This window comes from Streptomyces sp. NPDC034111 (assembly GCF_055575375.1).
In genome coordinates, this window is the sequence record NZ_JBVIST010000001.1 from 616407 (window position 1) to 630032 (window position 13626).

Annotated in this window: 11 protein-coding genes; 7 read left to right on the plus strand and 4 right to left on the minus strand. The window is 67.2% G+C overall.

Going from position 1 to position 13626, the window contains the following annotated elements:
- Positions 1-9 precede the first annotated feature (9 nt).
- Together ACZ55A_RS02725 and ACZ55A_RS02730 are read left to right on the plus strand one after the other, a co-directional pair.
- Positions 10-792 carry a winged helix-turn-helix transcriptional regulator gene (locus tag ACZ55A_RS02725; protein ID WP_468832044.1) on the plus strand — a complete coding sequence of 261 codons (783 nt, stop codon included), beginning with the start codon at positions 10-12 and terminating at the stop codon, positions 790-792.
- 102 nt (positions 793-894) lie between these two features.
- Entirely contained in the window at positions 895-1755 is an 861-nt protein-coding gene (locus ACZ55A_RS02730) for an SPDY domain-containing protein (protein ID WP_468832048.1), read from the plus strand.
- A gap of 10 nt (positions 1756-1765) precedes the next feature.
- Here ACZ55A_RS02730 and ACZ55A_RS02735 read toward each other — a convergent pair whose 3' ends face one another.
- The gene (locus ACZ55A_RS02735) at positions 1766-2092 is read right to left on the minus strand and encodes a hypothetical protein (protein WP_468834715.1); all 327 of its coding nucleotides are present in this window, start codon (positions 2090-2092) and stop codon (positions 1766-1768) included.
- Here ACZ55A_RS02735 and ACZ55A_RS02740 point away from each other — a divergent pair.
- The 5 genes from ACZ55A_RS02740 (at position 2052) to ACZ55A_RS02760 (ending at position 5411) form a co-directional block, all read left to right on the plus strand.
- Positions 2052-2432 carry a hypothetical protein gene (locus tag ACZ55A_RS02740; RefSeq protein ID WP_468834576.1) on the plus strand — a complete coding sequence of 127 codons (381 nt, stop codon included), beginning with the start codon at positions 2052-2054 and terminating at the stop codon, positions 2430-2432. The two genes, ACZ55A_RS02735 and ACZ55A_RS02740, sit on opposite strands and share 41 nt — an antisense overlap.
- Before the next feature lie 234 nt (positions 2433-2666).
- Positions 2667-3041 (plus strand): SPDY domain-containing protein, encoded by a 375-nt coding sequence (locus tag ACZ55A_RS02745; protein ID WP_468832052.1) that lies wholly within the window; start codon positions 2667-2669, stop codon positions 3039-3041.
- A gap of 409 nt (positions 3042-3450) precedes the next feature.
- Positions 3451-3675 carry a hypothetical protein gene (locus tag ACZ55A_RS02750; protein ID WP_238572574.1) on the plus strand — a complete coding sequence of 75 codons (225 nt, stop codon included), beginning with the start codon at positions 3451-3453 and terminating at the stop codon, positions 3673-3675.
- A gap of 83 nt (positions 3676-3758) precedes the next feature.
- The gene (locus ACZ55A_RS02755) at positions 3759-4091 is read left to right on the plus strand and encodes a hypothetical protein (protein WP_238572575.1); all 333 of its coding nucleotides are present in this window, start codon (positions 3759-3761) and stop codon (positions 4089-4091) included.
- 375 nt (positions 4092-4466) lie between these two features.
- Entirely contained in the window at positions 4467-5411 is a 945-nt protein-coding gene (locus ACZ55A_RS02760; protein ID WP_238572576.1) for a hypothetical protein, read from the plus strand.
- A gap of 158 nt (positions 5412-5569) precedes the next feature.
- Here the strand turns inward: ACZ55A_RS02760 and ACZ55A_RS02765 are convergent, their stop codons facing one another.
- The 3 genes from ACZ55A_RS02765 to mycP form a co-directional block, all read right to left on the minus strand.
- Complete coding sequence (locus ACZ55A_RS02765; RefSeq protein WP_238572577.1) at positions 5570-5959, minus strand: hypothetical protein; 390 nt, start codon at positions 5957-5959, stop codon at positions 5570-5572.
- 898 nt (positions 5960-6857) lie between these two features.
- Positions 6858-10892 (minus strand): type VII secretion protein EccCa, encoded by a 4035-nt coding sequence (eccCa, locus tag ACZ55A_RS02770; protein ID WP_468832064.1) that lies wholly within the window; start codon positions 10890-10892, stop codon positions 6858-6860.
- The gene (gene mycP / locus ACZ55A_RS02775) at positions 10855-12075 is read right to left on the minus strand and encodes a type VII secretion-associated serine protease mycosin (RefSeq protein ID WP_466502215.1); all 1221 of its coding nucleotides are present in this window, start codon (positions 12073-12075) and stop codon (positions 10855-10857) included. Before mycP ends, eccCa begins: the two co-directional genes overlap by 38 nt.
- Between the last annotated feature and the right edge of the window lie 1551 nt (positions 12076-13626).

Genomic DNA, 13626 nt, shown 5'->3' on the forward strand with positions numbered 1-13626 from the left:
GAACTGGACATGTACGACCACACATCGGCGAAAGACCCCACCCAGGACGTCCGCCACGCGATCGGCCGCCTCGCCCCTCGCTGGACCACCTGGACACTGCAGACCATCCAGCAGCACGGCCAGATGCGCTTCACAGAGATCGCCTCAGCGCTGCCGTGGATCGGAACCCAGAACACGCAGTGGGTTCTGCGACGCATGCTCACGGACGGCTTCCTGGAACGACCGCAGCTCGGGCTCTACGAGGTCGCCCCGCTCGGCCGCCACGCACACAACGCCCATCGCGCGCTTGCTTCCTGGCATCGCGCGCACTTCGCCGAGAGCGGCCCGGTGCTCGCCAAGGCGGAGCGGACGGAGGATGCCCTGCGCCGGCTGCGCGGCAAGGGCGCGGTCGACGTCCTCCACGCCCTCTCGCAGCACGGCCCACTTCCGAACGGCGAATTGCGCGAAGCGGCGGGACTCGCCACAGGCTCCTTCCATTACCGCGTCCAGCAGCTCCAGGAGGATCAGCTCCTCACCCGCACCGGCCCCTCCAACCGCGCGTACGACCTGACGCCAGCCGCTCAGGCACTCGGGCCCGTGTACGTGGAGCTGGCTGCCTTCGAGTCGATGGCCTCACGCACCACTGTGCGACACAACCCCACAACTCGGCCGACGGCCGGCATGGCGAGGGCCAACGCTGCTGTACGGCGGACCCCCTCGGCTTTCCCGGGGTTGTTCTCTCACGCCCCAGAGCCACAGCCGCGCGTCCCGGTCCACGTCTCGGCGCTCTCCCGCCCATCCCGGACCAGGTGATCCACATGCCCGCAGTCAGACCCCGCAGCCACAACGGCGCCCGCGCACGTTCCAGTGCGAGCCGCGCGGGCGCCCGTGCACCACCCCTTCGGAGTTGTTCTCATGCCCACCACCGACCCTCACGCCCTCGACCCCGCCGCCGATGTCTTCATCACCCCCGCTTACCTCGCCGGTCCCGGCACTGATGACGCCATCTTCAACACCCTTGACTCTGCGACAGACTGGACCAAGGTCATGGCTTTCGGCGAGGACACGTACTACACCAGCCCGTGCCAGCGCGTGCGCATCGCCAATGTCATGGACAGCCACTACGGCGGCTGGACGTTCGCGTATGCCGAGGACCCGCTCGGCGTACCGGACTGGATTACCACCTTCGACCGCGACACCCCCCGAGAGATCGTGGCGGCGTTCGCGGACACGCTCGTCGCCGGGCTGCCGAACAATTTCGCCGACTACCTCAGCGGCGGCGAGCACCACACCGGGCATACGCCCGCCACCGTGTTCTCCAGTCATCAGTGGGAGGCCGTCCGCGGCACGCGGCCGTTCCGGATGGTTTCGCCCGACGGTCACGCCGCCTACCGGATACGCGGCGGCTGGCTCCACGAGTACGACGAGCTACTTGACCCGGAGAAGTCGACCTGGCGCATGTCCGCCGGCCCTGACCCCGTCTCCGCGCCGAGCTGGCAGGCGTACTTCAGCCGGGGCACCCCCGAGCACCTCATGACCGCCACGGCCGACGCCCTGACCGACCCAAGGCCCGTCGTCCGCGCTGCATTCCTCATTCCCGACCGCCACCGCTCCCTGGTCGAGACCCAGCCCCTGCGCCCCGACCAGGCGACTTCGCGCAGCACGGCTGCGCTGGCCCGCAGTTCGCGCACCAACGCGATGCACCAAGTCCAGCCTGCACCAGCCGCATCCGCTCCCGTCACGCCCGTCAACGCTGGCTCGCGCCGTCAACGCTGACACCCGCACCTCACCCGAAGATCCGATCCCCCATGCCCGCCCACGCTCTGACGGGGACTTCTACGTTTCCCCGGTCTACCTCGCCGGCAACACCTTCACCGGTGACCCCGCACTCCAGCCGCTCCTCGACCAGGGGTTCCGCCTCCAACACGACGAACTGGCGAACGTCTTCGCCACCTCGCCCGAACAGCACATCCGGCTCGGCTACCTCCCCGAAGGCGAAGTCACCGACCTGTGGAAGATCGCGGTCCACTCCGACCCGTTCGGCCCGGCCCGCTGGCTGGCTGGCTGGCTGGCTGGCCACCTTCGACAACAACACCCCCACGGAACTCGTCACCGCCTGCACCACCGCCCTCGCCCACGGTTACGCGCAGGGCCACGACACGTACCTCTACGGCGGCACCGGCAGGGACCAAGGCTTCCAGCCGCTCATCGGGGCCGGCTGGCGCACCGACAAAGGGCCGTACCTCAGCGTCTCGGTCGCGCCCGACGGACTGGCGTCGGCGCGTCGTCAAACGGTGCCGGTCGGCCCGTGCTGGCCCGAGTCGCGCTTGCCCTCGGCTTCGGCGCCGACCAGCTGCGCCAGGTCCTCCACGCTCAGCTCGATTCGTCTGCCGTCGGCCATGCGGGCCCGGCCCAGGGACGCGGCCTCCGCGTCATCGACGGCCTCGTCGTAGGTACGGATCTCTTCGCTCTCCAAGTCGGTCCCTTCCACCGCGATCGGGTCGCCCCCGGGACAGCCTCTGGGGAGACCGATTCATTCCCCCTTGCCTGGACAACAGCGGTTGTCCCCGTTGCCAGTTCGCCCACGGCAGACGCACACCGCGGGACAGGACTGGAGACCCCGCCGCAGACCATGTCAACGTACGGAAGTCGGGAAAACCCGCAGGTCAACGAAGGGTTCGCTGCTCGTGACACTCACCGCCACCGCCCCGTTCCAGGCTCCCGCTGGGCTTCCGTTCGCCGCCCTCCGCGAGCGTGAGTGGCTGCTCGACTGCCACTCCGCGAGCCCCGTCACCGACCTCCTCAAGAACCAGGGCTGGGACGTCGTCTCCGACCTGGACGGCAACGTCCACTGCTCCAGCCCCGACCAACGCGTATACGTGGGATTCCTCGCCGAGAGCCCCGCAGCGGCGCGCGGCGAGCTGTGGCACATCAACATCAAGGGAACGGACGGCACAACGGCCTGGCACCAGACCTTCGGGCCGGAAGTCCCCGCACATGCCGTCGCCGGATTCCTCGCGGCTCTCATCGCCTTCCCCAGCCGCTATTGCTCCTCCATCTGACGCCTGCCCGGCGAACGCCGAATCCCCTTCCCATCTGACCAGGAGGCCGCCTCATGCCCCGCCACTCGATCACCGTGACCGCGTATCACGCGGACGACACCATCTGCCCCTCAGAACATCGGCACCCCACGGGCCGTACACCGCTCACCGAGGCATGCACCGGACGGGCCCGATTCCTCGCGACGTGCAGCTGCAAGGAATGGACAAGCCAACCATCGTCCACGAAGTCCTACGCCGCCGAGCAGGGCAGACGGCATCGCGCCGCCCACATCCCGGCGAAATCCGCAGCGCCGTCGAAGGACCCTGCCGTGCTGCGCGAGCTACTGCGATTCGACGCAGACGTCTGAACCGGACGCCCAGACGCTGCAATCCTCCCGATCCGCACTTCCCCTTCGTCCAGGAGGCCGCCTTGCCGTACCAGATCACCGTCCGCCAGTTGATCCACCAGCTCCAGACCGTCGACCCCGACCTGCCCGCGTACTTCGCCATCAACCCGGACTGGCCCCATGCCCACCGCATTGGCCGCGTCATCGAGATCTCGGGAGCGAACGGTGCTGTCTACATAGCCGAGAACGGCCAGGAGGGCGTGCTGCCACCCGCGGTCCGTAACCAGCTGAACTGGGCGGTTGCGTGAGCCGCGCCCGCTCGCGCCCCTCGGCGGAGCCGATCAGCCTCACGGCCCCGTATCTGATCCTGAGTGATCTCGTCCGTCGGCCCATGCCCAAGTCCGCACGCGGCGCCATCCTCCGCTCTGTACCGCTGCTGCCCACCGAACCGATCCGCGCAGCCTGGGCGCCCGCCCAGAATCCCAACCGACTCCGCCCTGGCTCCATCCTGCTGGACTGGGCGCCGAGTCTCGACGGCAGAATGGACGTCACGGCTCGCCTCGGCCTGGCCACAGCGGAGGTCGTCCTCGCCACCTGGCCGGGCCTCCGCGGCGACTGGACCCCCATCGTTCGTCCCACGCTGTTCGAGGTCATCAGCCTTCACGCCGCGTTGTCTGTGGCCGTCGACGCCCTGCATCTCGCAAACCACCTGGCCTCTGCCTGACGGCCGTTCATTCAGACCACCGAGGGCTGCCCGCACTGGGGCAGCCCTCTCGGCTTATGGGGTCTCGGAGCCAAGGACCTCTCGCACTGCTCTGGAGGTCCTATCCGGTTCTCGCTTCGCCTCGGCTGCCCGCTTCAAGCGCTGATCCCAGTCGTCATGGCGACCGTGTCCTGCGCGCCGCGCGGCACCGAGCCACTTCATCCCGACCACCTTCAGCTCATGCATGGCGTGTCGGAGCGAGTCGGCCACTTGCGCCACTCCACGCGACCCGGCAACCGAAACTGCGGCCAGGATGGCGGCGCACTGCAACTCGCCAGGCGGACAGCTCGCCGAGTGTCCGGCAGGGCCACCAGGGCGTACGACATGATCTGCCTCATGCAACCCGAAGTCATAGCCGCGTACATCGGTGGAGGCGGTGCCCTCGTTGGCGTGATCCTCGGAATCGTCGGCACTCTCGGCGCAGCCCGGATACAAGCCCACGGAGCGCACGCCCAGGCGGACGCCGCTCGCTCTGCCGCCGATGCGCAGACAGCCGCAACACACACTGAGTGGAGACGCACTCAGCAACGCGCCGCATATGGGGACCTCATGCGCGCTGCCGCCCGCGTCGCTCACGCCGTCGAGCGCAAGAACTCCGACGCTGACGCCATAGCGGCAGCGCTGCGCGAGGTCAACGACGCCCTTGCCCTGGTCGACCTTGAGGGCCCCAGCAGTCTGCGCCCGCTCGCCCAGCGGGTCGACCGCTGCTGCGCTGCCGCCGTCCGGGCCACAACCGGACCGGTCGCACCACTGACACGGGCCCTCGCTGACCTCGCCGAGAACATCACGCCCGAGCTCCTCGCCGAGCTCCTCGATACCCTCACCCTCCGTGTTGACCATATGTCGCCGGTCCGTGAGTACCTCCGTGTTCCACCGACCCACGGAAACACCGGGCCCCAGGGTCTCGATCCCGAACTGCTGCCAGTGGCCGCGCCCGTAGCCGAGGCCGCACAAGTCGCTGAGACCGAGGCCCGCGACCTCATGCGCCGACGTCCCCGCAGGTCTGCATTCGAGTTCCATGACGATGTGATCGGCCTCGCGCGCAGCTTCGAGGCTCGTGGCATCCTGAGCCCCTGGCAGGCGTACGTGTTCGTCCTGGAGACATTCAGCCCTAACCAGAACAACGCGCTAAGGAGGGCCCACGCCGTAGAACAGCTTGACGACGCCCGCGGACGCTTCGCCGAGGCAGCCCGCGCGTACCTCGACACGCCCCCGCCCGTCACTCTCAATGGCGACCAAGGCCAGGCCGCCGCGCGGGACGTTACGCGGTCGACCGACTGAGATCGAGTGCGCAGCGATAAAGCGCCATCCTGCGAGCCGTCGGCGGAGCCAATGCAGGGAAGCACACAGCAGGGAGGGCAGTGCCCGTGATTGTGGACACGGAAGGTGTCCGAATTAGGAATGCGGGGCCGAGCCCCGGGACTCGGCCCCGGGGCTGATCAGGCCAGGTAGGTACCGGCCAGCGTGCCGTCATACCCCGCAGCCTGTGCCGCGGCCTCCAGGCTCGGGAAGTCCTGGCCGATACCTTCTCCGATCATGGTCTGGTAGTCCACGCGGGTCAGTTCGCGCTCGACCCACTGGTGCGAGCAGCGGCAACGGATGCTGATCTCGTTGCGGTCGCAGATCACCATCCAGTCCCGCCGGGCGCCGCACTGCGGGCACATGACGGCGATGCCGGTGATCCGGATTTCCTCGGGGTGCGTAGTCGCGCGGAGACCGATGTTCCCGCCGGCGGGCTGCATCTCCTCCTGAAGCCGCAGCAGCGGGTCGTTGCCAGAGGCCGTCCCCGGCAGAGAAGTTCTCGGGGTCTGGAGGTCTTCGCTGAGCATCCGCATCGTCTCCTTGTCTCTATTGACCAGCACTAACAGGATTGGCGGCCAGTGTCTATCTGTTTGTTGTGCTGCAGCGCCTCGCGCCACGTTGACGGGGGTCGTTGAGGTTGGGCCGGGCGGCAGGCGCGGGCGTCTGCGGCTTCGAGGGCTGGGGTTGCTGCTGAGGTACGCGCGGGTTCGTACGTGCACGGGGCTGGTCCACAGTGGCGGTGAGTTTGCCCAACCGCCTCAGTCGCCAGACGAGTACGTCGACGATGCTGTCGGCGGTGTCCAGTTCGCGCCATTCGATGGCTTGCTGGAGCAGGGCGTCGAGTTATGTCCGGCTCGCTCGGCCTGGTCCAGGGTGGCGGCGAGTGCGTCCCAGCCGAGTTCGCGCAGTACGTGGTCTACGTGCTGGGGCAGGGTGGCTTCGAGGGCGCCTGCGTACCGCTCTCATACGGGTCCGGGAAGGCGACGGCCTTGCTCACGCATCGCATTCATAGAGGCAGCGCCAGCGGATCGGTAGGCGCTACACAGATGTTGAGCAGTCTGCCGGGCAGCGGCGGCGGCCGGCTGTGCGTGACCGCGGACAGAGTGCCAGCGGCGGCGCAGGTGACGAGCACCATCGTGGACAGGAGCATGGCAATGGCGCCACCGTCCTCGCGCCTTTGCCGAGGGCGCGGAGCTCGCGCCCTTAGACTCCCCCGTCAACTGGCCTCCCTGGGCACCGGCGTTGGGACCCAACAGGCCGGTCACGCTCAACTGGAGGACCATACATCCCACCGTGTGCGAGGTCATCAGCTTTCACGCTGCCCTCTCCGTATCGACCGACGTGCTACACCTCGCCGACGGTCTGGCGTATGCCTGACCCATACAGCTCCACCAGAACATCGAGGGCCTGGCTGCCTCCACTGCCTCAGCTGGGGGCGTACCAGCCGATTTGGACGATGCGGGGTCGCTGCCGGGGAGTGATGAGCTGGGCCCGTCCGGGTGGCATGGCCACGGCCTTGGAATTACCGATCAGTGGTCCTTCGTCGGGGTCTCCGGACAGGATGATGCCCGCTGCTCCGAGCTCCTTGAGGCGTCTGGTGACCGGGTCGAAGGAGGTGCGGGCTGCGCCGGCGGTGCTGCGGGCGACGATCACGCGGAGGCCGATGTCTCGGGCATAGGGAAGATATTCGGCCAGCGCTTCGAGGGGATTGCCGGACGGGAGTGCGACGAGGTCGTAGTCGTCAATGACGACGAAGATCTCAGGGCCGTGCCACCAACTGCGGGCACGCATCTGCTCGGCGGTTACCTCCGCGGATGGCATCCGAGCTTGCAGCAGCGGGACGAGGCGCTTGAGGCCGTCTTCGAGGGATGCCGACGCAGGAGCGTAGTGCAGCACATGGTCCTGAGGGAGTTGGCCATGCAGAGCGCGTCGGTAGTCGCCGACGATCGCCAGAGCTTCATGGGGCTGATGCCGTTCGGCGAGACGCCGGGTGAGCAGACGAAGAAGCGCGGTCTTCCCGGACTCGCTTTCGCCATAGATGACGAGGAGCGGGTCATTGTCGAAGGCGACATAGGCCGGGGCCAAGGCCACTTCGTCGAAGCCCACAGCGAAGCCCAGGTCAGGCGTTTCGCTGGCTTTGGGAAGCGCGTCGCCGTGCAGGCAATCCGGGAGCATGCGCACAGGCGGGCACACCTGGCCGGACCAGTTGGCTGCGATGGCCTCGATCAGATCGGCCGAGCTTGCGGCACCGTCTGTCTGGTCTTGTGTGGCACCGAGGCCAGCGGCTTGCGGGAGGGCGGCGACGTAATGCAGTCCGCCCCGGGCGAGGCCGTGCCCGGGACGGGATGCGGGCACGTTACGGGCACGTTTGCGGTCGTGCTCGGAATCCAGGGGATCGGCCATCCGAAGTTCCAGCCGGGTGCTGAGTTGGTCCTTGAGGGCAGGGCGGATCTCGTTGTATCGGCCAGCGGTAAGGACGAGGTGGACGCCGAAGGCAAGGCCCCGAATGGCCATTGCCTCGACGTCGGGGATCAGCTGCTCGTGCTCGCGTTTGAAGGTGCCCCAGCCATCGATGACGAGGAAGACATCGCCCCACAGATGGTCGGGGTAATGACCCACGGCCCGCCGCCCGCGGTAGGTCCGGATGGAGTCGATGTGGTGGTTGCGGAAGAACTCCTCCCGCTCGTCGAGGATCTCCCGTATCTCGGCGATGGTCCGTCGCGCCTTGGCCGCGTCCAGCCGAGATGCCACACCCCCGACGTGCGGGAGATCAGCGAGGGACGACAGACTGCCGCCCCCGAAGTCCAGGCAGTAGAACTGCACTTCGCGTGGTGTGTGCGTCAGGGCGAAGGCTGTGACCAGGGTGCGCAGCAAGGTGGACTTCCCCGAACGCGGGCCGCCGATGACCACGGCGTGGCCCTGCGGACCGGAAAAGTCCTGCTTGAGGACTTCGCGGCGTTGCTCGAATGGCATGTCGGCGATGCCGAGTGGGACGACCAGTGACATCTCCCGCCATTCGGCGGGGTGCAGGCCCCGTTCGGATGTGCTGGTGAGAGGGGGGAACAGATCGCCGAGGAGAGGAGAATCTTCCAGCGGGGGAAGCCAGACCTGTGGTGCCGGCGGCCCCTCATCCTGGAGGCGCCCCACCAGAACGTCCAGTACGGAAGGGCCGGTATCGTCACCGTCTTGCGGGGCTTCCTCTTGTCCAGGGACAGATGAGTCGGGAATGGCGAGGGCGGACTCGGCAGTGAACAGCATCGGTGAAAGGTCTTCCCGACGCCCGGAGGCCGTCGTGCGCCGGGGACGGTACGGACCGGAGACGTATGCGGCCTTGAATTGCATTGGGGCTTCTGTGCCGCAGCTCAGAATTCCGGCACCGGGGACTGCGGGCAGGTGGAAGGCGTCCGGTGCGCCGAGCGCGATCCGGGATTCTTCGGCCGAGAAGGTCCGCATCACCAGACGGTAGGACAGGTAGGTGTCCAAGCCGCGTAGCCGGCCCTCCTCCACACGTTGCGAGGCAAGCAATAGATGCACGCCGAGAGAGCGGCCGATGCGTCCGATCTGCAGGAACATGTCGATGAATTCGGGCCTGGCGGTCAGCAGTTCACTGAACTCATCCAGGATGATCAGCAGGGTGGGCAACGGCTGAAGCGGTGCCCCCGCCATCCGTGCTCTCTCATAGGCTCCGATATTGGCGAAGTTGCCGCTGGCGCGCAGGAGTTCCTGACGGCGGAGTAGTTCGCCGGCGAGGGCGTCCTGCATCCGGTCGACGAGGGTGAGGTCCTCGGCGAGATTGCTGATGAAGGCGGCTGTGTGCGGCAGGTCAGCCAGGCCGGCGAAGGTCGCTCCGCCCTTGAAGTCCGCCAGAATGAAATTCAAGGTCTCGGAACTATGAGTCGTGGCGAGCCCAAGGACCAAAGTGCGCAGCAGCTCAGACTTGCCCGATCCAGTGGCGCCGACGCACAGTCCGTGCGGCCCCATGCCTCCTTGAGAGGCTTCCTTGAGATCGAGGACGACGGGGTTGCCGTCCCCGTCGACTCCGAGCGGCACGCGCAGCCGCTCGTGCGGGGTCCGCTGTGTCGAGGGTGGGTCGAAGGTTGTGGGGTCGTCGATGCCCATCAGATCGGTGAATCCCAGATTGCCCAGGAGCGGGTCCTCGTCCTCGTCGTCGCTGGTGCGCAAGGGTGCCAGGGCACGAGCGAGCGCGGTGGCTTCGACCGCGGTCAGGACATCAGGAATGCCGGTGTAGACGGAGCCGGCACTGGAGACGAGGCTGAGGGTGTTCGGTTCGACAGCCAGACCCGGTCGACGATCGATTCCGCGGGATCTGCTTCCGCGCGTCCGATGCTGCTGCTCGGCACCAGCTGCCGATTCGAGTTCAATGACGGTCACGCCCTGGAACCTGTCTCGGTCGGTAGTCAGCGGCGATCCCGCCGTGGCCCCAACGTCCAGCAGAATCACCAAGTGCGGCCGGTCCAGGAGCGGCTGGGCATCCGGCGACCATTCATGGCGCGCAGCCAACTGCTCAGCGAGCCCCTCCTCAAGGGCATCGAACGAAGGAAACATCAGCAGGCCGGGGCCGCGCCGTCCAACGCCATTGCCGTGCTCGGCCGGACGTGCGTGCGGCAACCACTTGATCCAGTCCCACTCCGGGACTGCACCCGGCGCTGCGACCACCGCTAGCCACAGGTCGTCCGGCGCATGCAGAGCGGCCAATTGGCAGATCACAGCACGGGCGACCCCCTGGACTGTGTCGGCATGGCCCCGGATCGTCAGCCACGGCAAGGCACGCAGGGACAGCGCCATGGGCAGTTCATCGAGTTGCTCATACGCCTTCACGAACCGTTGCAGCGCATGCGCGGCCAGCGGCTCCCACTCCTCTGCCGGCCCGGCCTGCGGCACGACGAGCCGGGTCGCCAGCATCTGAGGGCCCACCCCCACCCGCACCTGACCGAAGTCATCGTCCTCGGGCCGCCGCTCCCACAGTCTCTTACGGTCGGCGATCACAGCCCACAGCTGGCCTGGCTCCGGGAAAGTGCGGCACTCAGCCAGCCGCTGACCGCGTGCGGTATCCCGCACCTCCTCACGGGTCCGGACCAGATACTTCAGATAGTCCTGACGTGCCGCACGCACGCTCGACGATGAGCCGCGGCGAGCACGCACAATCTGCGTCATCCCCATGGCCACGGCGGAGACGGCCATGATGGCGCCCATGATCTTCATGAACGGCGGAGAGCCAGGCAGGAAGAAATAGACCGCACTGCTGCCCATTGCCATCGTCGGCAACAGCATCAGCGCAACAGGCTCCCCTTTGTGCTCAGGCAGCACGGGCGGCGCCTTCAGTTGGAGGTCGCCCTTGGGATAGTCAGGAGGCGTCGCGCGCGGAGGGCGCTTGATGGTGACGGTTGCCAACGGGGCCTGGTTACTGCTGGAAAGGCGGGCCAGGCTGCTGCTGGCCATACGGCGAAGGCGGCGGCACGACAGGACGCCGGCGCCTGACAACAACAACTGCCACAACGGCCAGGAGCCCGAGCACCACTACGCCGACGACACCCCAGATGACGTACGCCGACCTGTCCTTGCTGGCAGACGCGCCTGGATCGGCCGGGGCCGGAGGATCAGCTGCCGCGTCGGGCGCGGAAGATGACGGAGCGGGCAGCGGCCCGTTCTTCGAACCGACGGGAATGTCCTCGGTCAGGGCACTGTACGGGCGAATGAAGCCATACCCGTAGTGCTTGTCCGGGAGCCTCGTTCCCTTCATGGACTTCGGCAACTTGGCTGTCTTCACGAGACGGTTGACGATTTGGCCAGCTGTGAGGTCCGGGAACTTCGAGCGGAGGAGTGCGGCGGCGGCCGATACGTAGGCGGTGGCGTCGGAGGTTCCTGTGCCGTTCCGGTATTCGTGGTCCAGACCCGCGCCAAGGATGTCCACGCCTGGCGCTGCGAGCATGTTGTTCGACCCGTAATTTGACTTGTCCCAGATATTCCCTGAGGAGTCGACGGCGCCCACCGAGATGACCCCTGGGAAGCTCGCGGGGTATTCCGGCGTGGCAACTCCGTCGTTCCCGGCCCCGGCGACGATGACTGCGTCCTTCTGCCGCGCATATCTGACAGAGGTGGCCATGTCTGGGTCCTTGAAGTCATCCGCCAATGACAGGTTGATCACCGATGCACCGTGATCAACGGCGTAGCGGATCGCCTGCGAGACCGGTTTGCCGGTGCCCATTTGCAGTTCGCTATCCGTGATGGCGCGCAGAGGCAGGATCTTTGCCGCAGGGGCCAGTCCCTTGATGCCCGCAGTGCCTCCCGGCCCATGGCCATGCCCTGCGATCAGAGAGGCCATGCCGGTGCCATGCGAGCTATCCTTCTCACCGTCCGCACGACCGCCCTTGAGAAAGTCCTTGCCGGGTAGCACATTCCCCGCAAGATCGGGATGGGTGCCGTCGACGCCGGTGTCGATGACGGCGACGGTCACTCCTCCACCTGTGGAAACCTTCCCAATGCCATCCGCATCGAATGATGGCAAGGTCCATTGACGATCGCGAATGGAATCCGCGGCCGCTGGGGGCGCTACCTGCGCGAGGCTGACCACGCACAGCAGCGCCGTCCCACCTGCCGATCTCATCCATCGCTTGAGCGTCACGCCTTGCTGCTTCCTTCCGAACTGTCCGGCCCCGTCTCGGGGCTTCGCTGTTCTGGCACCTCAGCGTCGTCGTTCTCCTGAGACGCCGACACACCGACAACTCCGGGCACAACGTCGCGCTGCGAAACCCAGGTGTCCTCATCCTCGACCAAGTAGTCGGGACGCGACGACCCCCGCTTCTCCCGTTCATCGCGGGCCGATCTCCCGCCAGGCGGCGGCACGGCCATCGGCCCCCGAGCGCGAGATGCTCCTTCCGGACCGCGGTTCAGAGCGCCACCGCGGCTGCGATGCAGACCGGAGCCGCCTTGCACGCCCCGCCCCGGCACTGCTGGCTTGCTTGGCTCTCCGACGACACCGCCAGGTCGTCGGGCGAAGCCTCCCTGACGGCCGCGCCCTCCTCCCTTGCCAGACGCACCCGGACCACCGGCGCCGCCGAGTGGCGGTCGACCTGCCTGGCCCGGTTGGCCGGGGGTGCCTGGCACTGCGGATTTTCCCGAACCTGCGCGACTGCCCGGAACGCCCGGCGTGCCGGGACGCGGCGCTCTGCCACCCAGCGCACCACGGCCACCAATCGGTGGCTGACCACCAGGAGGCATAACTGGCCCACCAGGGCCCGGACCGAATTCGCCGGGATTCCTGCCAATTACCGCGCCGCCAGGGCCTGCGCTGGGAGAATTGGTGGGGTTGGGCACACCGCCACGCACCCCGTCCAACGCCGTACCAGGAAGCGGTGCCTTCGGCGCGGAAGGACGCGCTCCAGGTCCGGCAGAATCCTCCGCAGCGCCGCCCGACCGCCCAGGGCGCGGGGAAGTAACTCCACCACCCGCAGACGACGAACCGCCGGCTGCCCTCCAGCCTCCCGAACTCGGTCCGGCTCTCCGGGGACTGGCCACAACGGGAACCACGGCAGCTGCCACATCTGGCGGGGGCACCGTCGAGTCCGGCGCAGCGACAGGCTCACCCGGATCGATCTTCCGCGGGCCCTGCAGGTTCTTTGCCTTAAGGTTGTACGAGGCTCCGAGCTTCTCCATGTGGGCGGCTGCCTGCAAGGCGATCTCCCGCCCGCGCGAGAGCGTGTCTGCATGCTTAGACAGCGCGTCGCCAGCGTTCATGCCCTTGGAAACGTCGTGTTTCAGTCCGCTGTCGTCACGGCTCATGGCATCGCCTACCTTGTCCACACCATCTTTCACGAACGAGATTCCCGCCGTGATCACGTTTCCGTCTTTGACCTCACTCTCGGTGTCTTGTAGTTCGGTGACAGCCCGCTTAGCCTCTCGAAGGTCGATTGCCGCGGCCTTCAGGGTGTGCGCCGTGTTCTTCGCGTACAGGGAGCCGTTCTTGAGGCTCTTGCTCAAGATCCTGGCCCGCGCGGCAAAGGCGTCCGCAGCGGTTCCGTGCCAGTACTCAAGGACATCCGCCACGGCCTTGTCCAACAGGTCCCGCACACTTCCGTCCGGAGCATCGCCGGCCATCTGGTCATGCACGTGCATCCAGTGGTCGGCGATCTCATCGACCTTGTCCGGCTGCGCGTCCCGCACCATGGCCTTCAAC

Bases quoted from the DNA above. Each gene is read 5' to 3' on its own strand.
- ACZ55A_RS02755 (WP_238572575.1), top strand. From the start codon at position 3,759: ATGCCCAAGTCCGCACGCGGCGCCATCCTCCGCTCTGTACCGCTGCTG.
- eccCa (WP_468832064.1), bottom strand. From the start codon at position 10,892: ATGGCCAGCAGCAGCCTGGCCCGCCTTTCCAGCAGTAACCAGGCCCCG.
- ACZ55A_RS02725 (WP_468832044.1), top strand. From the start codon at position 10: ATGTACGACCACACATCGGCGAAAGACCCCACCCAGGACGTCCGCCAC.
- ACZ55A_RS02760 (WP_238572576.1), top strand. From the start codon at position 4,467: ATGCAACCCGAAGTCATAGCCGCGTACATCGGTGGAGGCGGTGCCCTC.
- ACZ55A_RS02765 (WP_238572577.1), bottom strand. From the start codon at position 5,959: ATGCTCAGCGAAGACCTCCAGACCCCGAGAACTTCTCTGCCGGGGACG.
- ACZ55A_RS02730 (WP_468832048.1), top strand. From the start codon at position 895: ATGCCCACCACCGACCCTCACGCCCTCGACCCCGCCGCCGATGTCTTC.